The sequence below is a fragment of the Rhizobium sophoriradicis genome (genome assembly GCF_003939025.1).
In the GTDB taxonomy this organism is placed as follows: Bacteria; Pseudomonadota; Alphaproteobacteria; order Rhizobiales; family Rhizobiaceae; genus Rhizobium; species Rhizobium sophoriradicis.
Map to the genome: position 1 here is coordinate 143,967 of NZ_RQIH01000002.1, position 26,395 is coordinate 170,361.

General features: G+C 60.1%; 24 protein-coding genes, 5 tRNA genes and 2 pseudogenes. 13 read left to right on the forward strand and 18 right to left on the reverse strand.

Going from position 1 to position 26,395, the window contains the following annotated elements; all coding sequences use genetic code 11:
- The first annotated feature begins 90 nt into the window (after window positions 1-90).
- The 5 genes from EFR00_RS03045 to recJ all read left to right on the forward strand — a co-directional run bounded on the left by EFR00_RS03045 (window position 91) and on the right by recJ (window position 5,666).
- On the forward strand, window positions 91-504 hold the full coding sequence (locus EFR00_RS03045; RefSeq protein WP_077993906.1) for a hypothetical protein: 414 nt from the start codon (window positions 91-93) through the stop codon (window positions 502-504).
- A gap of 221 nt (window positions 505-725) precedes the next feature.
- Window positions 726-1,943, forward strand: coding sequence for an LL-diaminopimelate aminotransferase (locus tag EFR00_RS03050; protein ID WP_038692505.1), 1,218 nt, complete (start codon window positions 726-728; stop codon window positions 1,941-1,943).
- Between the two features lie 61 nt (window positions 1,944-2,004).
- A complete protein-coding gene (locus tag EFR00_RS03055) occupies window positions 2,005-3,330 on the forward strand; it encodes a homoserine dehydrogenase (protein WP_077993904.1) in 1,326 nt (441 codons plus the stop codon).
- A gap of 207 nt (window positions 3,331-3,537) precedes the next feature.
- Window positions 3,538-3,783, forward strand: coding sequence for a hypothetical protein (locus EFR00_RS03060; protein ID WP_009996435.1), 246 nt, complete (start codon window positions 3,538-3,540; stop codon window positions 3,781-3,783).
- Between the two features lie 80 nt (window positions 3,784-3,863).
- Window positions 3,864-5,666: a single-stranded-DNA-specific exonuclease RecJ gene (gene recJ / locus EFR00_RS03065; RefSeq protein ID WP_077993902.1), complete on the forward strand. Its 1,803-nt coding sequence runs from the start codon at window positions 3,864-3,866 to the stop codon at window positions 5,664-5,666.
- A gap of 47 nt (window positions 5,667-5,713) precedes the next feature.
- Here recJ and EFR00_RS03070 read toward each other — a convergent pair.
- From EFR00_RS03070 to gloA, 6 genes and pseudogenes are all read right to left on the reverse strand, one after another.
- A tRNA-Glu gene (locus tag EFR00_RS03070) sits at window positions 5,714-5,788 on the reverse strand.
- Window positions 5,789-6,030: 242 nt separating this feature from the next.
- A pseudogene (locus tag EFR00_RS03075) lies at window positions 6,031-6,192 on the reverse strand (transposase); the annotation flags it as partial.
- Window positions 6,193-6,302: 110 nt separating this feature from the next.
- A tRNA-Glu gene (locus tag EFR00_RS03080) sits at window positions 6,303-6,377 on the reverse strand.
- Window positions 6,378-6,451: 74 nt separating this feature from the next.
- Window positions 6,452-6,526: transfer RNA gene (locus EFR00_RS03085), tRNA-Glu, on the reverse strand.
- A 198-nt stretch (window positions 6,527-6,724) separates the two neighbouring features.
- Window positions 6,725-7,801, reverse strand: a complete 1,077-nt coding sequence (locus EFR00_RS03090; RefSeq protein WP_077994093.1) for a D-Ala-D-Ala carboxypeptidase family metallohydrolase — start codon at window positions 7,799-7,801, stop codon at window positions 6,725-6,727.
- Window positions 7,802-7,967: 166 nt separating this feature from the next.
- Complete coding sequence (gene gloA, locus EFR00_RS03095; RefSeq protein WP_038688600.1) at window positions 7,968-8,408, reverse strand: lactoylglutathione lyase; 441 nt, start codon at window positions 8,406-8,408, stop codon at window positions 7,968-7,970.
- 195 nt (window positions 8,409-8,603) lie between these two features.
- On the opposite strand from gloA, the gene EFR00_RS03100 reads away from it, so the two are divergent.
- Both EFR00_RS03100 and EFR00_RS03105 read left to right on the forward strand, forming a co-directional pair.
- A complete protein-coding gene (locus EFR00_RS03100) occupies window positions 8,604-9,182 on the forward strand; it encodes a cold-shock protein (RefSeq protein ID WP_004675946.1) in 579 nt (192 codons plus the stop codon).
- A 1-nt stretch (window position 9,183) separates the two neighbouring features.
- A complete protein-coding gene (locus EFR00_RS03105) occupies window positions 9,184-9,666 on the forward strand; it encodes a DUF192 domain-containing protein (protein ID WP_077993901.1) in 483 nt (160 codons plus the stop codon).
- Window positions 9,667-9,737: 71 nt separating this feature from the next.
- Here EFR00_RS03105 and EFR00_RS03110 read toward each other — a convergent pair.
- Window positions 9,738-9,814 (reverse strand) — tRNA-Pro (locus EFR00_RS03110).
- Between the two features lie 584 nt (window positions 9,815-10,398).
- Here EFR00_RS03110 and EFR00_RS03115 point away from each other — a divergent pair.
- The 3 genes and pseudogenes from EFR00_RS03115 to EFR00_RS33440 form a co-directional block, all read left to right on the forward strand.
- The gene (locus EFR00_RS03115) at window positions 10,399-10,704 is read left to right on the forward strand and encodes an ETC complex I subunit (protein WP_009995432.1); all 306 of its coding nucleotides are present in this window, start codon (window positions 10,399-10,401) and stop codon (window positions 10,702-10,704) included.
- Window positions 10,705-10,761: 57 nt separating this feature from the next.
- A tRNA-Arg gene (locus EFR00_RS03120) sits at window positions 10,762-10,838 on the forward strand.
- Between the two features lie 1,072 nt (window positions 10,839-11,910).
- Window positions 11,911-12,133: pseudogene (locus EFR00_RS33440) on the forward strand (ATP-binding protein); the annotation flags it as partial.
- 173 nt (window positions 12,134-12,306) lie between these two features.
- On the opposite strand, the gene EFR00_RS03130 reads toward EFR00_RS33440, so the two are convergent.
- From EFR00_RS03130 to EFR00_RS03155, 5 genes are all read right to left on the reverse strand, one after another.
- Window positions 12,307-14,130: a M10 family metallopeptidase C-terminal domain-containing protein gene (locus EFR00_RS03130; RefSeq protein WP_077993899.1), complete on the reverse strand. Its 1,824-nt coding sequence runs from the start codon at window positions 14,128-14,130 to the stop codon at window positions 12,307-12,309.
- Between the two features lie 824 nt (window positions 14,131-14,954).
- Window positions 14,955-15,332, reverse strand: coding sequence for an Imm50 family immunity protein (locus EFR00_RS03140; RefSeq protein ID WP_164519032.1), 378 nt, complete (start codon window positions 15,330-15,332; stop codon window positions 14,955-14,957).
- Between the two features lie 174 nt (window positions 15,333-15,506).
- Window positions 15,507-15,839: a hypothetical protein gene (locus EFR00_RS03145; protein WP_077993898.1), complete on the reverse strand. Its 333-nt coding sequence runs from the start codon at window positions 15,837-15,839 to the stop codon at window positions 15,507-15,509.
- A 185-nt stretch (window positions 15,840-16,024) separates the two neighbouring features.
- Window positions 16,025-16,336 carry a hypothetical protein gene (locus tag EFR00_RS03150; protein ID WP_009990942.1) on the reverse strand — a complete coding sequence of 104 codons (312 nt, stop codon included), beginning with the start codon at window positions 16,334-16,336 and terminating at the stop codon, window positions 16,025-16,027.
- A gap of 201 nt (window positions 16,337-16,537) precedes the next feature.
- Complete coding sequence (locus EFR00_RS03155; protein ID WP_077993897.1) at window positions 16,538-16,960, reverse strand: DUF3597 domain-containing protein; 423 nt, start codon at window positions 16,958-16,960, stop codon at window positions 16,538-16,540.
- A gap of 507 nt (window positions 16,961-17,467) precedes the next feature.
- On the opposite strand from EFR00_RS03155, the gene EFR00_RS03160 reads away from it, so the two are divergent.
- Window positions 17,468-18,121 (forward strand): hypothetical protein, encoded by a 654-nt coding sequence (locus EFR00_RS03160; RefSeq protein WP_077993895.1) that lies wholly within the window; start codon window positions 17,468-17,470, stop codon window positions 18,119-18,121.
- 60 nt (window positions 18,122-18,181) lie between these two features.
- On the opposite strand, the gene EFR00_RS03165 is transcribed toward EFR00_RS03160, so the two are convergent.
- The 4 genes from EFR00_RS03165 to EFR00_RS03180 form a co-directional block, all read right to left on the reverse strand.
- Window positions 18,182-18,955 carry an amino acid ABC transporter ATP-binding protein gene (locus EFR00_RS03165; RefSeq protein ID WP_038688615.1) on the reverse strand — a complete coding sequence of 258 codons (774 nt, stop codon included), beginning with the start codon at window positions 18,953-18,955 and terminating at the stop codon, window positions 18,182-18,184.
- 18 nt (window positions 18,956-18,973) lie between these two features.
- Window positions 18,974-20,119 carry an amino acid ABC transporter permease gene (locus EFR00_RS03170; protein ID WP_077993892.1) on the reverse strand — a complete coding sequence of 382 codons (1,146 nt, stop codon included), beginning with the start codon at window positions 20,117-20,119 and terminating at the stop codon, window positions 18,974-18,976.
- 1 nt (window position 20,120) lies between these two features.
- Window positions 20,121-21,323 (reverse strand): amino acid ABC transporter permease, encoded by a 1,203-nt coding sequence (locus EFR00_RS03175; RefSeq protein ID WP_077993889.1) that lies wholly within the window; start codon window positions 21,321-21,323, stop codon window positions 20,121-20,123.
- Between the two features lie 96 nt (window positions 21,324-21,419).
- Window positions 21,420-22,445, reverse strand: coding sequence for an amino acid ABC transporter substrate-binding protein (locus EFR00_RS03180; RefSeq protein ID WP_077993886.1), 1,026 nt, complete (start codon window positions 22,443-22,445; stop codon window positions 21,420-21,422).
- A 354-nt stretch (window positions 22,446-22,799) separates the two neighbouring features.
- Here EFR00_RS03180 and EFR00_RS03185 point away from each other — a divergent pair, with 354 nt between their 5' ends.
- Window positions 22,800-23,990: a cystathionine beta-lyase gene (locus tag EFR00_RS03185; protein WP_077993884.1), complete on the forward strand. Its 1,191-nt coding sequence runs from the start codon at window positions 22,800-22,802 to the stop codon at window positions 23,988-23,990.
- Window positions 23,991-24,025: 35 nt separating this feature from the next.
- Here EFR00_RS03185 and EFR00_RS03190 read toward each other — a convergent pair whose 3' ends face one another.
- Together EFR00_RS03190 and EFR00_RS03195 are read right to left on the reverse strand one after the other, a co-directional pair.
- A complete protein-coding gene (locus EFR00_RS03190; protein ID WP_077993881.1) occupies window positions 24,026-25,171 on the reverse strand; it encodes an FAD-dependent monooxygenase in 1,146 nt (381 codons plus the stop codon).
- A 28-nt stretch (window positions 25,172-25,199) separates the two neighbouring features.
- Entirely contained in the window at window positions 25,200-25,445 is a 246-nt protein-coding gene (locus EFR00_RS03195) for a zinc-finger domain-containing protein (protein ID WP_010024961.1), read from the reverse strand.
- Between the two features lie 158 nt (window positions 25,446-25,603).
- Between EFR00_RS03195 and EFR00_RS03200 the strand changes: the two genes are divergently transcribed.
- Window positions 25,604-26,389, forward strand: a complete 786-nt coding sequence (locus EFR00_RS03200; RefSeq protein WP_077993879.1) for an alpha/beta fold hydrolase — start codon at window positions 25,604-25,606, stop codon at window positions 26,387-26,389.
- Window positions 26,390-26,395 lie beyond the last annotated feature (6 nt).

Here is a 26,395-nt window from a genome sequence, read left to right on the forward strand (position 1 = left end):
AAAACAAGTTCCACCCGCATCGGCTCGTGCTATTGCTTTGTGGCTGCGACAAATTTAACAGTCGAAGCAGTCAGAACTGGATTTTGAGGCATGACGAAGAACGGCATTCGGCGCATCGCAACCTTCAACCGCACCGCATTGATTTGCGCCGCGGCGGCGATGGCCCTTGCCGGATGCAATCTTACGACGGAGGAGAAGGCCGCGGCCGCTGCCAAGCGAGCGGCGCCGACCGCCGTCGTCATGCCGGCCACCAAGGGCGATGCAATCGAAGGTGGGCTTGCGAAGTCGCCGGACGGCTATCCGAATTTCGGCGCGCCGCTGACGGCCGCCAATGTCCAGATGAGCGACGAGCAGGCGGCCGAACTGCAGCATCAGCTGACAGCACTTGCCGCCCGGCGCAAGGCCGGCACGATCTCGGAAGCCGAATATCAGGCCAAGGTCGCCGAAATGCGCCGCCTGGCCGCCGAGCACGGCGAGCAGACGCTCTCCGAAATCTCCAAATAAACCTTGCCTTTCAAGCGATTTGGACGCAAAGCCTTCGGCAAGGATCGGAAGATGCAATTTTCCTGATAATGCGCTTTGCGCGGCCTTTTCGTCAAAGATTTGCCGCGTGGCTTGGGTCTGATGAATACGGCGCTGCGATTCTGAAGTTCGTGTCGCAGCCGCCGGGAGACGGAACGAACTTCGACTGCGGCCCGAAATGCCGCCTTTCCATGGGGAATGAAATGGAAGAGTTTCACAAAGTCCGGCGTTTGCCGCCTTATGTTTTCGAACAGGTCAACCGTTTGAAAGCAAGCGCGCGAGCGGGCGGCGCCGATATCATCGATCTCGGCATGGGAAACCCTGACCTTCCCACTCCCCAGGCGATCGTCGACAAGCTCTGCGAAGTCGTGCAGGACCCGCGCACGCACCGTTATTCGTCGTCCAAGGGCATTCCGGGGCTGCGTCGCGCTCAGGCCGCCTATTATGCCCGCCGTTTCGGCGTCAAGCTCAACCCGGATACGCAGGTGGTCGCCACCTTGGGCTCCAAGGAAGGCTTCGCCAATATGGCCCAGGCGATCACGGCGCCCGGCGATGTCATCCTCTGCCCGAACCCGACCTATCCGATCCACGCCTTCGGCTTCCTGATGGCGGGCGGCGTGATCCGCTCCATGTCGGTCGAGCCGGACGAGAGCTTTTTTCCGCCGCTCGAGCGCGCCGTCCGGCATTCGATCCCGAAGCCGCTGGCGCTGATCCTCAACTATCCCTCGAACCCGACCGCCCTCGTCGCGACGCTCGATTTCTACAAGGACGTCGTCGCCTTCGCCAAGAAGCACGACATCATCGTGCTGTCCGACCTTGCCTATTCGGAGATTTACTTCGACGGCGCTCCGCCGCCGTCGGTTCTCGAAGTGCCGGGCGCGATGGATGTGACGGTCGAGTTCACCTCGATGTCGAAGACCTTCTCCATGCCCGGCTGGCGCATGGGCTTTGCCGTCGGCAACGAGCGGCTGATCGCGGCGCTCACCCGCGTCAAGTCCTATCTTGACTACGGCGCCTTCACGCCGATCCAGGTGGCGGCGACGCACGCGCTGAACGGCGATGGTTCCGACATTGCCGAAGTCCGCAACGTCTATAAGCGCCGTCGCGACGTCATGGTCGAAAGCTTCGGCAAGGCCGGCTTCGAAGTGCCGCCGCCGGCTGCCACCATGTTCGCCTGGGCGAAGATTCCGGAAAAGTTCCGTCATCTCGGCTCGTTGGAATTCTCCAAGCTCTTGGTCGAAAAGGCCGACGTCGCCGTTGCCCCCGGTATCGGCTTCGGCGAACAGGGCGACGACTATGTCCGTCTGGCGCTTGTCGAGAACGAACACCGCATCCGCCAGGCTGCGCGCAACATCAAGAAGTTCATGTCGACGGCGGACGAGACGATGCATAACGTCATTTCGCTGAACGCACACCGCTAATTTCAACGCTCGGCAGCCGCCTTCCGCGGCTGCCGCCACACAGACATTTCAGGATCGATCCATGGCAGATGCCCTCAAAATCGGCATTGCGGGCTTGGGCACCGTTGGCGCCTCGCTTGTCCGCATCATTCAGCAGAAGAGCAACGAGCTTGCCGTCACCTGCGGGCGTCCGATCACGATCACGGCGGTCTCCGCGCGCGACAAGACGCGGGACCGCGGGATCGACCTTTCCGGCGTCACCTGGTTCGACCGGCCGGAAGAGCTTGCCGAAAAGGGCGACATCGATGTCTTCGTCGAGCTGATGGGCGGGGCCGAAGGGCCTGCCAACGTCTCGGTGCGTACAGCACTGCGGCGCGGTCTCCATGTGGTGACGGCCAACAAGGCTCTGCTTGCCTATCACGGCGTCGAGCTTGCAACGATCGCCGAGGAGAAAGGCTCGCTCCTGAACTTCGAAGCAGCGGTCGCCGGCGGCATTCCCGTCATCAAGGCCCTGCGCGAATCTCTGACGGGCAATGCCGTCTCGCGCATCTACGGCATCATGAACGGCACCTGCAATTACATCCTGACCAAGATGGAGAAGGAAGGGCTTTCCTTCGCCGAATGCCTCAAGGAAGCGCAGCGGCTGGGTTATGCCGAGGCCGATCCTGCCTTCGATATCGAGGGCAACGACACCGCCCACAAGCTCGCCATCCTGACGACGCTTGCCTTCGGCAATCGCATCGCCGCCGACGATATCTATCTCGAGGGTATCACCAACATTTCGATCGAGGATATCCATGCCGCGGCCGAGCTCGGCTACCGCATCAAGCTGTTGGGCGTTGCCCAGCGCACCGAGACCGGCATTGAGCAGCGCGTCCATCCCACAATGGTGCCGGTCGATTCGGTCATCGCCCAGGTGGACGGCGTCACCAATGCGGTGGCGATCGAATCCGATGTGCTCGGCGAGCTGCTGATGGTCGGTCCCGGTGCCGGCGGCAATGCCACGGCCTCGTCGGTGCTCGGTGACATCGCCGATATCGCCAAGAGCCGGCCGGGCGCCCAGCGCGTGCCGGTGCTCGGCCATCCTGCAAAGGCGCTCGAGCCCTACCGCAAGGCGCAGATGCAGAGCCACGAGGGCGGCTATTTCATCCGCCTGACGGTGCTCGACCGCACCGGCGTCTTTGCAAGCGTCGCCACCCGCATGGCCGAAAACCACATCTCGCTCGAATCGATCGTGCAGCGCTCCAAGCAGCATCTGGCGCCGTCGCACCACCAGACGATCATTCTCGTTACCCATGCGACGATGGAGGAATCGGTGCGTAAGGCCGTCGCCTCGATCAGGTCGGAAGGTTATCTCTTCGGCGAGCCGCAGGTCATCCGCATCGAGCGGCCGAAAGAGGAAGCTTGATCCTTTCCCGTTCGGGAACACGAGCCGCCCTGTCTTCTTGAACTGACCCGCGAAAGTTGGACATCAAACTTCGGGGCAGTTCACGATGGCAGCGCGGCTATTTCTGTTGATCGTGCAACCCGTCCGTAATGAAGTCTATATTAACAAAGACGCAAATATTGATATAAATAAAACCATAGATGGTGAGTCGTCGGCGTGGAGAATTTCATGAGCAAGGACAGCCATGCCGGGAAGGGGTATGGCTGCCCGAGCGAGGCGCCGCCAAACCGTCCTGATGTGCCTGGGGCAATTCTCAAGCCGGTCCATCGCGACATTCGCGGGGAGATTGCCGATGACATTGACGACGAAGAAAACACCGAGGGCCGCAACTGGGCCATTCTGCTGACGCTCTTTTCGTTCCTGCTGGTGCAAATCGGCGGCATTGCCATGATCATCTGGGCGATCTTCTGGTAAAAATCCGTGTCTGCACGTCGATCCCTATGTTATCTCCGCTGCTCCTGTAGAAAGAACAGATGACATCAGCGGAGTTTGGCATGGCAGATCTCGTCGATCCGGTACAACGCGCGTTTCTCGGCGTGGAGAAGTCCGCGCTCGACAATCGCTGGGTTGCGCGGCTCGACCAGGCCGGCCAGAATCGGGCGCTCGCCATGTCGCAGGTTCACGGGCTGCCGGATCTGATCGCTCGCGTGCTCGCCGGACGCGGCGTCCCGGTGGACGAGGCGATCGAATTTCTCGATCCGACGATCCGCAGCCTGATGCCCGATCCCCACACGCTGACCGACTGCGAGAAGGCGGCGACCCGCCTCATGCGGGCGATCGAGCGCGGCGAGAGCGTGGCGATTTTCGGCGACTACGATGTCGACGGCGCGGCCTCATCGGCGCTGATGTTTCGCTTTCTCAGCCATTTCGGCGTCAAGACGAACATCTACATTCCCGACCGGATCTTTGAAGGCTACGGCCCCAATCCGGCAGCGATCAACCAGCTGATCGACAATGGCGCCCGGCTGATCGTCACCGTCGATTGCGGCTCCACCAGTCACGAGGCGCTTGCGGCGGCTGCGGCGCGCAATATCGATGTCGTCGTTATCGATCACCACCAGGTGACACACGAGCTGCCGCCTTGCCATGCGCTGGTCAACCCGAACCGCGAAGACGATCTCTCGGGGCAGGGGCATCTGTGCGCGGCCGGCGTCGTCTTCATGGTGCTGGTCGCGACGCTGAGGCTGCTGCGCGCGGCCGGCAACAAGGGCATCCTGGCCATCGACCTGTTGCAATGGCTGGATATCGTCGCACTTGCGACGGTCTGCGATGTCGTGCCGCTGAAGGGGCTCAACCGCGCCTATGTGGTGAAGGGGCTGGTCGCCGCCCGCCACCAGAGCAATGCCGGACTTGCCGCGCTCTTCCGCAAGGCCGGGCTCGCCGGCCCGGTGACACCCTATCATTTCGGCTTCCTGATCGGCCCGCGCATCAATGCGGGTGGGCGAATCGGCGATGCCGCACTCGGAAGCCGCCTGCTGACGCTCGACGATGCGGGCGAGGCTGAAATGATCGCCCAACGCCTCGACGAGCTCAACCGCGAGCGCCAGGCAATGGAGGCCGTGATGCTACAGGAGGCGGAAGCCGAGGCGCTGGCCGAGTACGGCGACGGCGAGGGCGCCTCCGTCATCGTCACCGCCCACGAGAAATGGCATCCCGGCATCGTCGGGCTGATCGCGGCGCGGCTGAAGGAAAAGTTCAAACGGCCGGCCTTCGCGATAGCCTTCGATCCCTCCGGCCGCGGCACCGGCTCGGGCCGCTCCATCAACGGCTTCGACATGGGCAAAATGGTGCGGGCGGCGGTCGACGAGGGGCTGCTCGTCAAGGGCGGCGGCCACGCCATGGCCGCGGGCCTGACCGTCGAGCGCGCCGATCTCGGCAGGCTCAGAACTTTCTTTACCGAAAAGGCGGCAAGGACGGTGGCGAACCTCGTCGCCAACGAGACGCTGAAGATCGACGGGGCGATCGGCGCCAGCGGCGCCACGCTCGAACTCATCGATCGCCTGGAGGCCGCCGGCCCCTACGGCTCCGGCCACGCCCAGCCGCTCTTTGCCGTGCCGGCGCACCGCGTGCGCGACGCGCGCCTAGTCGGTGAGAAACATGTGAAGGTGACGCTGGAGGCGATGGACGGGTCGCGGCTCGATGGAATCGCGTTCCGCGCCGCCGATACGGCGCTCGGCAATCTTCTCGTCAATTCACGCGGCGCCAGCCTGCATGTGGCCGGTACGCTCGGCGCCGAGCATTACCAGGGCGCCCGCCGCCTCCAGCTGCGCGTCTGCGATGCCGCGCCGGCAAAATAGAAGGCCGCACAAAAGGGCTGATGTTGAGGAATTCGCGGGGAGAAAAGTGGCACGCCCTAGGGGAGTCGAACCCCTCTTCCCAGAATGAAAATCTGGTGTCCTAACCGATAGACGAAGGGCGCTTCCTTCGTGGTGGCGCCCTTATAGTCAGCACCTTCAAAAGCCGCAAGCGCCAAGGCGCGAAAAAATCATCGTTTTCGCCGATTTTTTTGCTGCTGTGGAAAACGTGGCGAACGGTATGGCGGACCGGGAGAATTCAAGCCCGGCGGATCATTTGGGGGGCACGCCCCACCCCTTACGAGAGCTCTGCGCAACGTCGGTTGTGTGCGTCAAGTTCAGCAAAATGGGGCAGTCATGAGACTGGTCATGCGGCATTGCGGAGAGCGAGTTTCTTGTGCTCTCTGAGGTCGTCCATGTTGATGTAGCGGTTGGCCTCCATCCAGTTTTCGTGGGTTTCGACGGCTAGTGCCCGGACTAGGCGCAAGCAGCTGTCGGTGTTGGGAAAGATGCGCACGACATAGGTTCGCAACGTCTTACGAGAGCTGTCGCCGCGATGACTGCCGCAAAGCGGTCGCCTCCTCGATGATCAGATTTTCTTCGGCGCGCCTTCGTCAAAGGCAAGCTCTAGCCCAAATGTGGTACGCCCTAGGGGAGTCGAACCCCTCTTTACAGAATGAGAATCTGTCGTCCTAACCGATAGACGAAGGGCGCAGGCCGGCTTTGCTAAAATAGGAGCGCACGCCGGCTTCTGCAAGCGGATGCGTTGGCTTCAATGTGGAGGAGAATGGCACGCCCTAGGGGAGTCGAACCCCTCTTCCCAGAATGAAAATCTGGTGTCCTAACCGATAGACGAAGGGCGCTTCCTTCGTGGTGGCGCCCTTATAGTCAGCACCTTCAAAAGCCGCAAGCGGCAAATTCAATTTTTTTCAAAAAAATGACAGATATTTTCGCGGCTCAAGGATGGGACATTACCGCTGCCGAATCAACGGCTTGTATGGCTTGCCGGAAGCGCGGCAAGCCGAGATGACGTAACGTGATGCCATTCCATGCGGTCGATATCAGATCGCTTTGGCGGTCGTCATGGGCGCGCGTTTGCCGCCGCAGCCCCAGTTCCAGTCGCGGCTCTTGCCGGTGTCGAGGTGGACGGACTCCGTGTGGCAATAGGTGCCGACGCCGCCGCGATCCGGCAAGGAGCGGATATAGGCGGCGACATCCCATTTCGACACGCCGTCGATCCGGATGTCGGCGGCCTCACAGCTCTTGTGCATCGATTCGTCAGCGCCGCCGACCAGGCGGTTATGCTCTTCGTCGCGATAGCCCGAGGTGACGATGACGGGCCGGCCGAAATGGTTTTCGACCATTTTGATCACTTTCAACAGGTCGGGCTTGAAGCAGCCGACCTCGACATGATCGTTCTGGACATGCAGCCCGTTCGGGGCGACACGCGTCACACCGGGCAGGGCGGCCTTGTGCAGGAGGCCGGAAAGGCTGCCGAGCAGGTTCTGCTTCGGCGCGCTGTAGAGCGCGTTCGTCGTCGAGGCCGGAATGCCCCCTGTTGCCAGCGCGGCGGTTTGAACGGGTAGAGGCTGCGTGCCGGAGTTCTCCGAGGATTGCTGCGGCAGCACCGGCGTCGCCGGCTGTGCGGGCACGGCAGGCTGGCTGTAAACGCTGCTTCTTGTCGGTGCCACGCCCTGCGTCGGCGCATAGGCTTGCGGCTGGATGATGGTGGACGTGCTGTTATTTTGCGGCAGCGGCTGGCGATCGGAAAAGATGCTCATCGCCTGGGCGTTGATCCGTGTCGACTGCATGACCAGCCCGCCGATATTGGCAGGCGCTGCCATTGCCGGATCGGCCGGCGGAACGGCGGCATTCGGATCCGCTAGCACGCCCTGGGGCGCGGCCTGGGCGCCGGAGACATTGACAAGGCGGGGGTCGGTGTAGACTGAGCGCGGCGCAGATTTCGCCGGCGCTGTCGCGGCAAGTTGGGGCGCTGCGGCGGCCGTTGCCGGAACGACCGGAACAGCGGCGGCTGAATCGAGCGCCTTCTTGTCCGACGCGCAGCCAGACAGCGCCAGCATCGAGGTGGCGATCAGCAAAGCGCCTGTTACGGGCATCCGCATCTCATTGTTACGCAAGCAACCAGTCTCCAGTTGATGCGGAAAACGGCCGAAAATCGCCATTTTCCGCGTCGAGTCAGCTGGAGATTGCCTGCGGGGCCGGACCGCGGCAAGCACCAAGGCGCCGGCCGGACCCGAAATCGCAAAAGCCGCAAGCTTCGCAAAAGCCTTGCGGCGAAAACCCTTACCAGGCGCCGGTATTGCCCATGGACGCCCAGGGTTCGGAAGGTGGAAGCGGGCTTCCCTTCTGCAGGATTTCGATCGAGATGCCGTCGGGCGAGCGCACAAAGGCCATATTGCCGTCGCGCGGCGGCCGGTTGATCGTGATGCCGTTGTCCATCAGCTTCTGGCAGATCGCATAAATATCGTCGACTTCATAGGCGAGGTGGCCGAAATTGCGTCCTCCGCTATAATCCTCTGTATCCCAGTTGTAGGTAAGCTCGAGGCAGGGCGCTTTTTCGCTGCGCGCACGCTCAAGATCGTCGCGGGCAGCCAGGAAAACCAGGGTGAAACGGCCCTTCTCGTTTTCGTGGCGGCGAATCTCCTCCAGCCCGAACAGGGTGGTGTAAAAGGCGAGCGAAGCGTCCAGATCTTTGACGCGAACCATCGTATGAAGATAACGCATTCTATCTACTCCTTTATTGGGGCTGGCCCTTATCGGCCAGCCGTGGTCAGCTTCGGGCAAGTCATCTTTATAAAATGTGCAGCTGGGAATAACCGAAAACTAGGACTTGCGCTTATCCGTTACCAAGATGTTAATCTTGATTTCAAGAATCAGTTAACCGTAACAGTGTGACGCGTATTCGAGGGGCTGGCGACTATGGCTGATAGGATTTCATCGAACGAATACACTGATCTCGACGAGCTGTCGTCAGAGACGGTCGATCTTGTTGAAATCACCGGGGTCGTCAAGTGGTTCGACGTCGCCAAGGGCTTCGGCTTCATCGTTCCGGACAATGGCATGCAGGATGTTCTCCTGCACGTGACTTGCCTGCGCCGCGACGGTTACCAGACGATCCTCGAGGGAACGCGGATCGTTGCCCTCATCCAGCGCCGCGAGCGTGGCTACCAGGCTTTCAAGATCCTTTCAATGGATCAGTCGACCGCGGTTCATCCCTCGCAGCTGCCCCCGGTCCGCACCCATGTGCAGGTCACCGCCACCAGCGGTCTCGAGCGTGCGCTCGTCAAGTGGTTCAACCGCACCAAGGGCTTCGGCTTCCTGACGCGCGGCGAGGGCACGGAAGACATATTCGTGCATATGGAGACGCTGCGCCGTTTCGGCCTGACGGAGCTGCGCCCCGGTCAGGTGGTTCTCGTCCGCTTCGGCGATGGCGAAAAAGGCCTGATGGCCGCGGAAATTCACCCCGATATTCCGAGCCCGGCAAGCCGGTCGCACTGAGATGCGAGATCTCGTCCTTCATGCGATTAGAAGCGCCATCACGGCGCTTTTTTTCTTGGTCGCCCTGCCGGCCCTGGCTGAGGAGCCGATGCGGTTCGACAAGGAGCCGCTGCTCATCCAGACGGCCGCCGGCAAGACGCTGCATTTCACCGTCGAGGTCGCGGTGACCCCCGACCAGCGCGCCCATGGACTGATGTTCCGCAAGACGATGGGCGATGACGCCGGCATGATCTTCGATTTCGGCGAGCCGCGGCGCGTCGCCATGTGGATGGAAAACACCTTCCTGCCGCTCGACATGCTCTTTGCCGACGACACCGGCACGATCCGCCACATCAAGGAAAACGCAACGCCCTATTCGCGCGACATCATCGATTCGATGAGCCCGGTGAAATACGTCGTTGAACTCAATGCCGGCATTGTCGACAAATTCGGAATCAAGGTGGGCGACAGGATCATGAGCGCCACGACGACAAAGGTGAAATGACGGCGCGCAAGCGTGTGCGCCCGCGGGCTGCGACGCAACTATCGAAAACTCGGGAATATCGGGATATTGAATGGTCGGAGTGGAGAGATTCGAACTCCCGACCCTCTGGTCCCAAACCAGATGCGCTACCAGACTGCGCTACACTCCGTGCCGTGATTGGCAGGGGGAATACACGGTTCACTTCGCCCTCGCAACCCATAAATCCCGCTCTGCCCGGAGATTTCTCACCGGCCTGTGGACGCAATGCGGAAAATCTTCAGCGGCCCCCGATTTGTTGGTGCGATCAGCCGCCAGCATGGTTCAGCCTTCAGCCGCGGGCGAGCAGGCCGATATATTGGGCATAGCTGATGGCGACATAGAAGAACGCGGTGATGCCGGCTCCTATCACAATGGCATTGAACTCTGCCGAACGTCTCATCATGCTTGCAAATCCACTGAAGTCGATTACGCCGTAAACTAGTTCCCGGCACCGACTGCGGCAATCAGGTTGTGATCACAACATGAGACAATCGGTTACATTGCGAAATCCGTCGGATTGGCCGTGACGGCGGGCGATAGGATGGAAGATGTCTGCAGCCGCCTGATCCGCCTTTTTTCTTGAAAAGGCAGGGATTCGCGGATAAGCAAAATTCACCTCTTCGCGTTATCCCTGACGACGAAGCAAAGCCCGGCGACGGGATTGAGACCATGAAAGGCGGGCACTGTCCCCGCATATTCGGAGATGCCGCAGTCATGTCTGCCAAGATCTATCGTCCTGCTAAGACCGCCATGCAGTCCGGCAAGGCCAAGACCCATCTCTGGGTGCTCGAATTCGATCAGGAGTCGCCCCGCAAAATCGATCCGATGATGGGATATACCTCCTCCAGCGATACCCGCCAGCAGGTCAAGCTTACCTTTGAAACGCAGGCGCTCGCGGAAGCCTATGCCCAGCGCAATGGCATCGAATACCGCGTCATCGCGCCGAAAGAGCCGGCTCGCCAGGTCGTGGCCTATCCGGATAATTTCCGATATACCCGCACGCAGCCCTGGACGCATTGAGGTTTCTCGTCCACATATGCCGCATCCGGTCGCGCTTCTTGGGCGCGGCCAGCAGACGGCCCCTTAGCTCAGCTGGATAGAGCACCTGCCTTCTAAGCAGGTTGTCGCAGGTTCGATTCCTGCAGGGGTCGCCACCATTTCAAAAAGTTAGCAGTCCTTGTTCTCTTTGGCCACTTACTACGAACATCTGATGGTTTTTCGCAGAAGGGCTTTAGCATTGATGTTTGTCAGCGAGGTATTGCCGGACCTTTTGCCCAACGGTGCTTCACTCGCATTCATAGGCATTTAGCACAAAGCTCGAATGCCCGTCTTTGAATGTGTAATCATACAAGGCTGACGTAAATTCACCTGCCTTGAATTTGGGCTTCCAAAAGTCGCACGCCTCTTTGCCCAACCCAGCCTTCATCACTTCTCCGCTAGCGGTGGGGACTGTGTCGCTCAGACGATAGAAGTACCTGATCGCCTTCCCATCCATCTCGACGCAACGTCGTGATTGCGTCTAGCTTCCTTGGAAGACCCTTATTGGCGTAATCGCTCGCCACTCTTGCAGCAACGAAATTTTCGGTAATGGGTCTGGAGAGAACTATCCCAATGATCACAAGGATCGTGCGGGCCTTGTCAAAACGCGCTGATAATAACCCGCCAATTAGGGCGCCAGCGGCCCCGCACACCGCGCCCACAAATCCATACATGGCCCAACTTGGCCACTCGCCCATAAATGCAAACATTTTCCCCCTCAGTCCGAAGCGCAGCCCTTCAATAGGTCGTCCCAGGTCTAGATTTTGGCATCAACATGTAGCTACTCCCGCGTGGAAAAGCCCTTTCTGGACTGCGACCGAAGGACTGATGCCCGGCAGTCACGGCAGCATGGACGATCATCGACGACGGCCGATGTTTCCGACCGGCCTCGCTTGACCTGATACCGTTTCGCTTGGCTGTGGCGCTCCCCCGAAAGCTGCTACCCGTGTCACATGGACCCCACAGTGTTGTCCAGGTCGAAACCCTCAGTCGATCAGAGCGGGTTCTGCACGGCAACGGGTGCGCCGGTAGAATATCACTGTGGTTGTAAATTGCGAGTGTGATTGCAGACCGTAGGCTCCGATCAAAAGCGATTGAGTTAGCGCGCCTTTAAGTATGCCTTTCACAAGTCGCCTTACCCCGACGAACCGCTCGGCAGAATTCTTCAAACTAACGCGGGAGAGGCACGAGACCGGTGCGGAATTATTGTTCGAGCTGATATCGCAACACCACGAACGCATTGCCACCTTGATCGCCAGCAGCTTTTCCGTTCGACGAATGCACGGCCTGCCCCGTATCCGGGCGCCCGACCGGCGCTCTGCTCGATCGCGTCACCCGCCATGTCAACATCCTCGAGATGAACGGCGACCGCTATCGCCTCCCGCAAAGCGGCACCGGAAAGGTCGGCTGACACCCGTCAAAAACGCAGCGCGTGGATGAGATCGCCGCTCGGGCTATGCCCTCCCAGCTTGCTCATCCACGCGCTGAAGTAAACCGAAGTTTGCGCGCCGTGGGGCGGTTTTTACTCCGCCGTCGACATGTTTCCGATTGTTGCGGCGGTCCGACGACCGCCGCAACGGATCGTTACAGGAGAAAATCGGCTGCCCCCAGCTGGACGTGGCCCTTCAGCTGAATCTCGAAGTCATGAACGCCGTCGCCGTTCAAGTCGGCCTGGATAACGGTATCATCGTCCTGGTAGTGCCAAGCGAGCGCGCCGGCCTTCCTATCGAACAAGGCATTCTCCTGCGCCTGGAAATGGAAGGTTGCATCGCCCTGCGCAGAGCCATTCGCATCGATCGCCGAGACGTCGATCTTATCGATGCCATGCCGGAAGTCGGTGATGAGGTCGCGGGCCCAGCCGGACCCGGTCTCTGTCGGTGCCTTGAAGGCGAAGGTATCCGAGCTGGTGCCACCGGTCATGATGTCCTTTCCGGTACCACCAATGAGGATGTCCGAGCCGGCGCCGCCCTTCAACACGTCATTGCCGCCGAGACCCTTGTAGGTTTCGTTACCGCCGTTGGACTGGCCGGTGTGTGGCAGGTAGTCGTTACCACTGGTGCCGGTGTATACCTTCGTCGATGTGGTCGGCGCGGTGGGCGCGGTGGGCGCGGTGGGCGCGGTCGGCGCGGTGGGCGCTGTCGGCGCGGTGGGCGCTGTCGGCTCTGTCGGCGTGGTTGGCGCTGTCGGTTGCGTCGGCGTGGTTGGCGTTCCCGAAACCGGGGCGGAGCCAGATTCGTAGGCACCCATATCGATAGTTCCAACGACGCGGGCGTCGCCGTCCAGGTCGACCGAGTCGACGCCGTACTTGGTGGTTCCGCTGTCGATTGCCGCCGAGCCCGAGGCGAGGTGGAAGTCGCCGTTCGCTGCATTCACGAAATGCGGGTCGACGCCAAGCTTGTTGCCGTTCGCTGTGCTCGGCATCGCGTTGCCGCCGTCGGTCTTGACCGAGGCCTGGCCGGCCGTGCCGTTATAGGTGATGTTGTTGGCCCAGACGACGTTGTTGTTGGTGTAGCCGCCGGTTGACGTGTTATCGATCGCAGTGTTGTTCTTGTTCAGCGATGGGTCGGCTACGCCAATGTTGTTGACCCAGGTGTTGTTGCTCGACGCCGAGTTGCTGAGCTCGCCGCGCCAGGTGCCGTCATTCTGCGGGTCCTGATTGTTGTGGTATGCGGTGTTGTTCGACACAGTGACGGAGTCGCTCCAGGTAACCTGGATGCCTTTGCCGCCGTTCTCGTAGACAAGGTTGTTGTCGACCAGGGTCTTGAATGTGTAGTTCGGATGACCGCTCGTCTGCGTGCTCTGGAAATCGTCGATGATGATACCGTTACCATCGGTGTGCGCACCCGATTTCGTGACGTTGTCATGGGAGATGTTGTCGCGCACGATGTTCCGGTAGCCGTCCGTCGAGGTATCACCGGTGATGTTCCGGTTCTGGTAGAGCGAGATGCCCGAGAACCAGCCCGACGACGCATTGTTGTAGGTCTCGTTGCCTTCGACGTGGATGAAGTCCGACTGGTTGAACTGGATGCCCGACTCCCCGTTGCCGTGGACCTTGTTATTGAGGATCTGGACGTGGTGGACACCGTTCGCTTCGATGCCGTCGCCGGCGGCGCCGCCGATGTCAAAGCCGTCGATGACCACGTAGTTGGCGTTGACACTGATCGCGTTCCACGAGCCCGCGGGCGGCCGGATCAGCGCTGCGCCGGGCACTTCCGAGCGCAGCGTGATGTCGGCTGCCGCCGAGCCGTCCTTATCGAAGTTGATGCTCTCATTGTAGGTCCCGGGCTTCACCACGACCTCGTCGCCTGGCTTAAGGTCCGCCCTCATCGCCTCACTGATCGTGCGAAAGGGGGAAGAGGCACTGCCGTTTCCGCCGCTGCTGGTCGTCGATACGTAATATGTTGTCATAGTCCTGTTCCTCAACTCTGACGTTGTGTTTGTCAGTTAATATTTTCTAGCTAATCAGCCGTTACGGCGGGGGTTATAGGACGTCATCCTGGGAAAGTGCAACAGCATCGCGACAGTAAGTACTTGAGAAGTATGGCCATATTGCTGCCATAATGTGCCGATCACTCCGGAGTTACATTTTGAAATATTTGCGGAATTTTGACTGACTCAAAATGTGGCAGTATTTCTATCCCGCAAGCCGCGAATTATTCTTTCTGCAACTATAGCGATATGCACAGATTGAAAACATTACAAAAAACTTGGTGGGCGTGAGCGAATTCCTCCGGCCAAAGGTGGAATCTGCATTTTTTGTGAATCCAGCCCTTTTTGGGTAGATTCGCCCTCAAAAGTGATACTTATCGACATGGTAAGGGAGGACATGACCGTCGAATCGCCCACACCTCGAACGTCAAAATGAGCCCCCAATCAAGGGAATTGCCGGTAAGGCAATGCTCTCGTGTTGAGCCCGACAACGATCGAGGTACTCGGAAAGCATGCCGCAAGGAACCGCGCCAACCACTCACTCGAGCGAGGCTGAACCAATTCCCAGTTATCCGCAGAGCAGGCGATCGCTTTGGATCGACCGTCAACATTGCAGCACGAACCGCAGCACTCGCATCACTCGGTCAATTGCTCGCCGCCGCAAACCCGTTGCCGACTGATGTCACAGGGAAAGCCCCGGCTCAGGCTAGGCGTTGACAAAGTCGAGAAGCAAAGATTTCCTCAAGGGACTGCTGCGGCAATTGGTCTGTCGTCAGCAGGCCGACCCGGACGGAACGTCACGGTCACTTTCTTCGCGCGGATGAAACCATCCAGCCCGTAACAGGGTCGGAGCTCGATTTCGATGTCTTCCGGTAGTAGCCAGCTCGACCGCGATCTCTTGCGTAGCGGAGGACGAGACCATTGATCACGTTCTGGTGGCTGAAGCCGTCCAACTGCAGGTCCATAATATCTTCGAAGGCGAAAGTGACGACTGCATGCTTGTCAAGGATGCAGTATCCATCTTGATCAACACCATCGGTGGCGATCCACCCATGAATCGTCAACTCGCTGACCCCAGTGCGATTGAGTGAGAGACTCAGAATTTCCGCGTCATGAAAGGTCGGCTTCTGGCCAAACCATGCCAGCAGTTCCGGGCCTCCTGCTATCTTCTCGTAGGTCATCTCTCATCTCACGCGTCAGATTGGTGATGCCACATGCCACACGATAGCAATCTCAGATGAGTTGGCCATCGGCGCTGAATGCACCGCGTGCGTCGCTTTCTGGGCGGCGGCTTCGCTCCGGAGCGAGTTGTCGACGGCTTGAGCTTGAGGCTGCAAGCCGCCGCGCGATCTTGTTTAGCGACCTTGGAAAATTTTGATTATTTTGGGAGTGGGCCGTTGGCGTTTGATATCAACGACGTCGTCATAGGTGGCGCGACCGGAAACGACCGCTGCAATAAAACGATCGCAACCAACGCGTACAGCGTCCTTGTCCGATGTGTCTGTCAAAAGGCCGAGGTTGCGACTGGACTTTCCATCGAAGCCCCTCACGCAATCTTTAGTTGCTTCATTTCTTGCTCTTGAGCTGCCCTGTAGCAATGTGACGTATGCATCATAGTCCTGGCGCGTCGGCACGCAGGCAGTCAGAAGTCCCATGGCAATTAATACTGTTGTGGTACGAGCGCGCATTATTATTCTATTCCCTAATTACCCAATGATCGGCGTCCGATGTTTATTTCGATTCGTGTGACGCCGGAAAGACCTCGCGCGAAATCACAAGGTTTTCACCGGAGCTGGAAGCAATTGCTTATTGTGGATTGCCGCAGCGACGGCCGAATTTCATCGCGTTCCCAGCCGTCGCGCTGAAGCTCTTCTCAGCGATCCAGGAAATGATCGAAGTAAACCTTGGGAATGGGGTAGGCATAGACGCCACGGTCGACGAAGCCGCGTCTGTAAAGGCAGTTTCTGAGCGCTGCGTTGTAATGCAGGCTTTGCGAATCCGGCGAGCCGCGTCGCGATGAACCGGCCTCCGGTACGCACCAGCCGAGGGCTTTGTCGTATCGAGCCAGGAGGACGGGATCGGTATCGACCCGAACACCGCTGTAGGATCGATAGTTTGAAGGGGATTCTGCGGCCGAGATACAGCCCAAGCTAAGTGCAACGCCAACGACTGCCATCAATCTCATTGGATTTAGATTCTCCCCTGATCGATCCTCGAAGTAATCGAGCGTGAGGTTATTTGCTTCAACGCCTGCGGGCAAGAGGGGGCGCACTGCCGGCGCATGGTGCCCAAAGTGTGAGCGGTTTTCGGATGACATCCTGTTCTAGCCTGGCCGGATGACCACCGCCGCAGCGTGGCGGCTGTGGTCATCCATCATTTTGATGGATCAATCCAGGAGATCGGCCGGCACCTTGCCGCCATTTTGCGAAAGCCGCTTCATCAGCGCCTTGTGCAGCCACATATTCATTTTTGCGGAATCACCGCTGTCGCCGGTATAGCCGAGCTCGGCGGCGAGCTCCTTGCGCTCGGTCAGGCTCGCATCCATCCCGACGGCTTTCATCAGGTCGACGATCGAGTGACGCCAATCGAGTTTCTGGCCGCTCTTTTTTACCGCCGCGTCGAGGATAGGGACGATATCCACTGCGGCTGTGGCCGGGGCGGTGGCCGGCTTGCTCTGAGCGGGGGAGGCCGCAGGCGCCGGACTGGGTGCTGGTGACGGCGAAACGGGCTGTGTCTTCGGCGCGCTGGCCGGTTCGGCTGCTTTCGCTTCTCGAAAGATTGCCTGTTTGATCTTGTCGAAAATGCCCATTCCAGAACCTCCACTCGGTTAGATGAGAACATGCTGAAACATGGATTTCTCGCCCGATATATCCAGGCGGAAGAGGAGTTATTTTTGGCGGCATCGATCAGCGGCAGAACGTCCGGTTCTGGACAAGGTATTGGCGATCTGCGCGACAGCGTTGCGATAGATCAATCGCGGCAATTCCGTCGACAACTGAGCTTTTCTTGCTCACCCCGGGGATTTCCTGATGCAACCCAAAAGGACATAATCGGTCGGCGTTCTACTCGCTGCAGGACACGTTTGTTTTTGGCACAGTCTGGCCGGCAATTGGTATTTCAATAACCCTGAAAGAACATTGCTCGCCCTAGAGCCAACTTGCCGGGCAGTGTCGTGAAACATTTGTCATCTCCTCACGTTGCCTTGCCGTGGACGCCCTGTAGGTTTGCAGGCGTCCGGACGATCGACGGCACGCGCGTTCCTCGATTTTCAACTGCCGGACAAGTTCGCCCGGCAAATGACAACGGAGAGGAAAACATGACCCACAAGCACCATAGACTATCCCTCGTAGCGCTTGCATCCACCTGCGTCCTGTTTGCCATACCCGCAGGCGATGCGCATGCGATTGATGTCGGCGTGTCCGTGAATGCAGGCAATGCCGCCAGCGCCGATGTCGGGGCTTCGCTTGGCGGCGGCATCAGCGCCGATGCCAATGCGTCACTCGGCGGCTCGAGTGGTGTCAATGCCGATGCGGCGGCCAATTTCGGCGGCGGCAGGGGCGTCGATGCCGATATCAATGCCGGTCGCGGCGGCGGCAATGGTCTCGACACGAATGCCAATGCCAGGCTCGGCGGCGGCCGCGGCGCCAATGCCGATCTCAATGCGCGCATCGGGAGGTCCGATAGGCTCGATAACGCCACCGCCTCCGTCAGACGCGGTAGCGGCGTCGAAGCTCTTGCGGTCGGCAGAGGAGCGGGGGCAGACGGCAGCAACGGGTCCGCGGCTGACGGCACGCTTAGCGCTGCCCAGGCTCGCACCCTGAAAGACTTCCGGGCAAGGCCGGTCAGTGAGCAGCGCAAGATGCTTGTCCGCTGCGCTGATATCTCGTCGCCGGGCGGCTCTGCTTCAGGTGGCTCCGATTCCGGTCTTGCCGGCCTCTGCAGCCTGTTACAGGCGGCAACCTTCCGCTGAATGTAAAAGGCCCGCCGAACCGGAAGGCTGCGGCGGGTCTTTGAAAGCTTCGGCCTTGGCTCAGTGCAGAATCTGGCTGAGGAACAGCTTGGTGCGCTCGTGCTGCGGATTGTCGAAGAACTCGGCGGGCGAATTCTGCTCGACGATCTGGCCCTGATCCATGAAGATGACGCGGTTGGCGACCTGGCGGGCAAAGCCCATTTCATGGGTGACGCAGAGCATGGTCATGCCTTCCTCGGCAAGACCCACCATGGTGTCGAGTACTTCCTTGATCATTTCGGGATCGAGCGCCGAGGTCGGCTCGTCGAACAGCATGATCTTCGGGTTCATGCAGAGCGACCGGGCGATCGCCACGCGCTGCTGCTGGCCGCCGGAAAGCTGTCCCGGATATTTATTGGCCTGTTCCGGGATCTTGACGCGCTTCAGGAAGTGCATAGCGATCTCTTCCGCCTGCTTCTTCGGCATTTTGCGCACCCAGATCGGCGCCAGCGTGCAGTTTTCGAGGATCGTCAGGTGCGGGAAGAGGTTGAAGTGCTGGAACACCATGCCGACTTCGCGCCTGACTTCATCGATCTTCTTCAGATCGTTGGTTAGCTCTGTGCCATCGACGATGATCTGGCCCTTCTGATGCTCTTCCAGGCGGTTGATGCAGCGGATCATGGTCGATTTACCCGAGCCGGATGGGCCGGCGATGACGATGCGCTCGCCGCGCATGACCTTCAGGTTGATGTCGCGCAACACGTGGAAATCGCCGTACCACTTGTTCATGTTGATGATTTCGATCGCCACTTCCGTTGCGGAAACGGTGAGCTTTTTAGCTGGAGCTTCAGCCATGATTGTTTTCCCTCATTCTTATCGTTTGTGGCCGGTGTCGAGGTGACGTTCGACGAATGCTGAATAGCGCGACATGCCGAAGCAGAAGAGCCAGAAGGCGAAGCCGGCAAATATCAGTCCCGTCAGCGGCGTTACTGCGGTCGCCCAGTTCGGATCGACGAAGTTGAGGCGAACGATGCCGAGAAGGTCGAACATGCTGATGATCGAAACCAGCGAGGTGTCCTTGAACATGCCGATAAAGGTGTTGACGATGCCAGGGATCACCAGCTTGATTGCCTGCGGCATGATGACCAACCGCATCTTCTGCCAGTAGCCGAGCCCCAGCGAATCCGCTCCTTCGAACTGCCCCTTAGGGATTGCCTGCAGACCGCCGCGAATGACCTCAGCCATATAGGCGGAGGCAAAGATCGATACCCCGATGATCGCGCGCAAGAGCTTGTCCACCGTCCAGCCGGCAGGCAGGAAAAGCGGCAGCATGACGCTCGCCATGAAGAGGACCGTAATCAGCGGCACGCCGCGGACGACCTCGATGAAGACGATGCAGACCGTGCGGATGATCGGCATTTGCGAGCGCCTTCCGAGCGCCAGGATGATGCCGAGCGGGAAGGAGACGGCGATGCCGACGAAGGAGAGGACCAGCGTCACCAGCAAGCCGCCCCAGAGCGGGGTCTCGACGATTTCCAGGCCAAATCCACCATAAAGCACAAAGAAGGAAATGACCGGCAGCACGCCGAAGAGCAGGATGGCGTTGAGGCCCTTGCGTGGTGCCGAAGGGATGAGCATCGGCACCAGCAGGAGCACGAAAAGAATGCCGACCAGCGTCGGGCGCCAGCGCTCGTCAAGCGGATAACGACCAAAAATGAATTGGTCGAATTTGGCGTTGACGAAGGCCCAGCACGCACCGTTCCAGCTATCCGGCTGGATGCCGCCCTGTACGGCAGTGGCACAGAAGGTGCGGTCTGGGCCACTCCAGACAGCCTGTACGAAGAGCCAGTCGATCGCGTGGAGCATCGCCCAGGAGATAAAGACTAGCGCCACGATGGTAAGAACGATGTCTTTCGGCGTGGCAAGCAGGTTGCGGCGAATCCAGGCGACCGCGCCCCTTTCTCCCGGTGGAGGCGGCTCCGGCGCGAGTATGGCGGTTCTGACGAAACTGTTGCTCATCTTACCTCTCCACTAGCGCCATCTTGGCATTGAACCAGTTCATGAACAGCGAAGTCACGATACTGAGCGCGAGGTAAATGACCATCCAGATGAGAATCACCTCGACGGCCTGACCGGTCTGGTTCAGCGTTGTGCTGCCGACGGCGACGAGATCGGCGAAACCGATGGCGATCGCCAGCGATGAGTTCTTGGTCAGATTGAGATATTGGCTGCTCAGCGGCGGAATGATGATGCGGAACGCCTGCGGAATGACGACCAGCCGGGTGATCGACGAGGGATGAAGCCCAAGTGCACCTGCCGCCTCCGTTTGTCCCTTCGCCACGCCGCGAATGCCCGCGCGCACGATCTCGGCGATGAAGGCTGCGGTGTAGAAGGAAAGCGCCAGGAAGAGCGACATGAACTCAGGCCCGACGACGGAGCCGCCGGTGAGGTTGAATTTACCCACGATCGGATAATCGAAGGAAAGCGGCGCGCCTGCGATCAGGAAGGCGATGAGCGGCAGGCCGATCAGCAGGCCGATCGAAGCCCAGATCGTGTGGAACGGCTGACCAGTGGCCGCCTGCCGGCGATGCGCCCATCGGGCCGTCGCGATGACGGCGATGATCGCGATGACGAAGGAGACGCCGACGAGCCAGAAACCCTCACCGAAAATCGGCTTGGGGAAGGCAAGGCCGCGATTGTTCAGATAGGATCCGAGCGGCAGATGCAGCGATTCGCGCGCATTCGGCAGAACCGCCAGAACGCCCGAATACCAGAAGAAGATCACCAGCAGCGGCGGAATATTGCGGAAAACTTCCACGTAGACCGTACACAGCTTGGCAATCAGCCAGTTCCGCGACAAACGGCCGATGCCGATGATGAAGCCGATGATGGTGGCGGTGATGATGCCGGTCACCGCGATTAGCAGCGTGTTCAGAAGGCCGACGAGCAGCGCGCGGCCGTAGGTCGAATCGCTTGAATAGGCGATCAGCGACTGACCGACCTCGAAGCCGGCGCGGCCATTCAGAAAGCCGAATCCCGATGCGATGTTGGCGCGCGCCAGATTGACGGCAGTGTTATGTGCAACCCACCAGACGAAGGCCACCAGCAATACGATGGTAAGAATCTGGAAGAAAATGCCCCGAATTCTCGGGTCGTAGAGGGCAGTCTGGAAGCTCCAGCCGCTCTTGGGTAAATGTGTCGAATCCACAGCCTGATGCGTCATGCCTGGCCAATTCCCCATTACGCTCCTTTTCGGAGCTTTTTTATTGGAGGAGGAAAGGCGGTCGCCCGCCTTTCCGGCTTTCCTGCGTGATACCCCTCAGCGAACCGGCGGGGCGTACTGGATGCCGCCCTTGCTCCACAGGGCGTTGAGGCCGCGATCGATCTTCAACTGGCTGCCCTGGCCGATATTGCGCTCGAAGACTTCGCCGTAATTGCCGACGTTCTTGACGATGTTGTAGGCCCACTCATTGGTCAGCCCGAGATCGGTGCCGATCTTGGTGTCTGCTTCCACGCCGAGGAAGCGCTTGATGTCAGGGTTCGGCGAATTTTTCATGTCGTCGACATTGGCCTGAGTGATGCCGAACTCTTCAGCATTGATCATGGCGTAGCCAACCCAGCTGACGATGTCGAACCACTGGTCGTCACCCTGGCGAACAGCCGGCGCCAGCGGCTCCTTGGAAATGATTTCCGGAAGGATCGCGTGCTCGTCGGGGTTCTTCAGCGTCAGGCGCAGCGAATAGAGACCGGACTGGTCGGTCGTGTAGACGTCGCAGCGGCCGGCGTCATAGGCGGCGTTGACCTCATCCAGCTTTTCGAAAACAACCGGATTGTACTGAAGGTTGTTTGCCTTGAAGTAGTCGGCGAGGTTGAGCTCGGTGGTGGTGCCCGACTGGACGCAGACGGATGCGCCGGAGAGTTCGAGCGCCGACTTCACGTTCAGGCTCTTGCGGACCATGAAGCCTTGGCCGTCATAATAGTTAACGAAACGGAAGTTCAGGCCGAGAGCGGTGTCGCGGTTGATCGACCAGGTCGTGTTGCGAGCCAGAACATCGACTTCGCCGGATTGAAGCGCCGGGAAACGGTTGGCGGCGCTGAGCGGGGTGAACTTCACCTTCGTGGGGTCGCCGAAGACGGCTGAAGCGACGGCCTTGCAGAAATCGACGTCGAAGCCGGCCCAATTGCCGGAAGCGTCGGGTGCAGCAAAGCCGGCCAGGCCGGTATTGACGCCGCATTGTACGAAACCCTTCGCCTTGACGTCACCGAGAGTGGTGGCCGAGGCTGCCGATGCGCCAAGTGCCAAAACCGCTGCGCCGATGGCGGCGGACAGGAGCTTATTCTTCATTTTCCCAACCTTTTTCCGTTGTCTTATCTTTATCTTGTGGGGAGTGCGCCCGAACGTTGCGTCGGCCTCCCCAATCGTCTCGACACCCTCCCGGCGCGAGTGGGTCTATCACAGTCGCAAATGTCACCATGGTCAAGTGTCGCCATCGATAATTGCGGCAAAATTCAGAAATTTGGTCAATTGCGCCGCATTCATGGGCGGTTGGCCAGGAAATGGGCGTCCAATTGCGGAAAAATAACGCGAAAATCATACTTTTCGATGGGATCTACCCCAAGGTCCCAAGGGGTTGACCGGAGGCGGCGAGGTGTCCAAAAGTCTCGTTTTCGCGTTCTTCGCCAAAGGCTATTCCCGACCATGAAAGACAAAGACAGCTTGCTGCAGAATGCCGGTATCAACACCCGCTTGAGCCATATCGGCAACGATCCCTTCGACTATCACGGTTTCGTCAATCCGCCAGTCGTGCATGCCTCGACGGTGCTGTTTCCGAATGCCCGGACGATGGAGACGCGTTCGCAGAAATACACCTACGGGACCCGCGGCACGCCGACCACGGATGCGCTCTGCGAGGCGATCGACGCGCTCGAAGGTTCGGCCGGCACCATCCTCGTTCCCTCGGGGCTTGCGGCCGTCACCATTCCGTTCCTGGGTTTCGCCGCCGCCGGCGACCATGCTCTCGTCGTCGATTCGGTTTACGGTCCGACCCGACATTTCTGCGACACGATGCTGAAGCGCCTCGGCGTTGAGGTGGAATATTACGACCCGTCGATCGGCGGCGGCATAGAGGCGCTTTTCCGGCCGAACACGAAGATCGTGCACACCGAGGCTCCCGGCTCCAACACCTTCGAGATGCAGGATATTCCGGCGATCTCGGCGGTTGCCCACCGCCACGGCGCCGTCGTCATGATGGACAATACCTGGGCGACGCCGCTTTATTTCCGGCCGCTCGATCATGGCGTCGACATCTCCATCCACGCGGCGACGAAATATCCGTCCGGCCATTCCGACATTCTGCTCGGGACGGTGTCGGCCAATGCCGAGCATTGGGAGCGGCTGAAGGAGGCGAACGGCGCCCTCGGCATCTGCGGCGCGCCCGATGATGCCTATCAGATCCTGCGCGGATTGCGCACTATGGGCCTGCGCCTCGAGCGCCATTATGAAAGTGCGCTTGCGATCGCCGAATGGCTGGAGGGCAGGGACGATGTTGCCCGCGTGCTGCACCCGGCGCTGCCGAGCTTCCCCTCCCATCATCTCTGGAAGCGCGATTTCAAGGGGGCCAGCGGCATCTTTTCCTTCGTGCTTGCCGCCAATGGTCCCGAGCAGTCCAGGGCAAAGGCGCATGCCTTCCTCGATGCGCTGCGGATCTTCGGCCTCGGCTATTCCTGGGGCGGTTTCGAAAGCCTCGCTCTGCACGCCTATCTCAACGACCGCAGGGTCGCCAAGGCCCCGACCGACGGTGCGGTCATCCGCCTGCAGATCGGCATCGAAGACGTGGCTGACCTCAAGGCCGATATCGAACGCGGGTTTGCCGCGGCAAGCGCCGTCTGAGGGCAGGCGTGGGCGCCTCCGTCTCTTGCGGCGCTCTATGGCCGCATGGCGCGATAACCGTAGATCCAGTCGAGATCCGCCGCCAGGCTTTGCGGCGGCTTCAGCCCGAGCACGAGGTCGCGGCCGATGCGGATCGGCCCTCTCGCATGATAGGCAAACCGGTTGAAGGCGCCGCGCTGGCGAAGCTTGGCGATGCGCGGCGCGCGATGCCTTTCGAAATGCGCCAGCGCTTCGGTCACGGGACTATCCGACAGAAACGCGGCAAGTTCGTAGGCATCTTCGATTGCCATCGCCGCTCCCTGGGCGGCAAAGGGCATCATCGCGTGAGCGGCGTCGCCGATCAGAACCGCCCTGCCGTCCTGCCACGCGCCTGACGTCGTTTCGAACAGCGGCCAGAAGGTCAGCTTCCGCTGCCTTTCGAGCAGCGAGACGATGGCCGCGTTCCAGCCGGCGAGACGCGCTCGCAGCTGTGCGCGTTGCTCTGTCGTCGGCTCGCTTTGCCAGGTCTGGGGCGCAATGTTGCCGGCAGTGATTGCCACCATGTTGAAGCTGCCGGTCTCTTTTAGCGGATAGCTGACCAGATGCGCCGACCCGCCGAGGAAAGCGGAAACGCTTGTCCGATCGAGGAAGCCGGGGGCTTCATCCTCGGCAATGGTGAAGCGGTAGGCGATATTGCCGGAAAAACGTGGCGAGGGGCCGCCCGCAATAGATTGCCGCAGCTTCGACCAGACGCCGTCGGCCCCGATCACGACATCGGCCGGCCGCTCGGAAGGCGGACCCGCTTCCATGCGCACGCCGAGACGAAGCCGGCAGAGCGGATCGGCTTCGACCGCGGCGAGCAGCGCTTTCTGCAAAGTGGTGCGGTGCAGGACGCCATAGGGCGCGCCCCAGCGCTGCCGCGCGAATTTGCCTGCCGGCACTGCCGCAAGCTGGCGCAGCGAACTGCCCGAAATCAGTCGGATGCTCTCTGGTTCGAGCCAGATCTTGGAAAGTCCGTCGAGGATGTCGAGGTCGGCAAGAATACGCGAGGCATTCGGCGAAAGCTGCAATCCGGCGCCGATTTCGGTGAGTTCGTCCGCCTGCTCGACAATCTCCGACCTGATGCCCCGGCGCGAAAGCGACAGCGCAGCGGTCAGCCCGGCAATTCCGGCGCCGATGATGACGGCATGTTCGACGGGCATTGCCAGTCCGTTCCGGCTTCTAGTCGGGCTACGCCGCCTTCACATGGAAAACGCAGCCGGCCGGATTGGTCTGGCTGGGCTTGAGGGAGGAATTGAAGCGATAGAGCGTCGAACAGTAGGAGCAGACCTTCTCGTTGTCGTCGCCCATGTCGATGAAGATGTGCGGGTGATCGAAGGGAACCGAAGCGCCCGTGCACATGAATTCCTTGACGCCTACTTCGATGACGCGATGACCGCCGTCGTTCTGGAAGTGAGGAATGTTGTGGCCGGCCATGTCGCTCTCCGAATGCTTTGCAAGGTGCGCGGACCTTATAAGCCTTCGCCGCAAATGTGTAGAGCCAAAGCGCCGCGGCAAGCACAGTTTTCAGCTACGGTTTTTGGCTTCACGCTGGCAGGCGGCTCAATTATGGTCGCGCCAAAAAGGAAGACCCGATGAACCTGAACACGCCCGCATTTTCAAGCTTCACTCATGACGGATTGCGGCTCGCCTTTTTCGACGAAGGCGATCCCTCCGGTGTGCCTGTCCTGTTGATTCACGGCTTTGCCTCGACGGCAAACGTCAACTGGGTGCATCCGGCCTGGCTGAAGACGCTCGGCGATGCCGGCTACCGGGTGATCGCCATCGACAATCGCGGTCATGGCGCAAGCGACAAGCCGCATGACGCCGAAGCTTATCGTCCGTGGGTGATGGCCGGTGACGCAATTGCACTGCTCGACCATCTCGGCATCGCCGAAGCCAATGTCATGGGCTATTCCATGGGCGCGCGCATTTCCGTCTTTGCCGCACTTGCCAATCCGCATCGCGTCCGCTCGCTGGTGCTCGGCGGCCTTGGCATAGGCATGACCGACGGCGTCGGCGACTGGGACCCGATTGCCGATGCGCTGCTGGCTCCGTCGCTGGACGTCGTGACGCATGAGCGCGGCCGCATGTTCCGCGCCTTTGCCGAACAGACAAAGAGCGACCGCACCGCGCTCGCCGCCTGCATTCGCGGCTCGCGCGATCTCGTCGCTCGCTCGGATATGGCCAAACTCGATATGCCGGCACTGATCGGCGTCGGCACCAAGGATGATATCGCCGGCTCGCCGCAGCAGCTGGCCGCACTGATGCCCGAGGCCGAGGCGCTCGATATTCCCGGCCGCGATCATATGCTCGCCGTCGGCGATAAGGTCTTCAAGCAGGCGGTGCTGGCCTTTTACGCAAGGGTCGGCGAGGGCTGACATCAT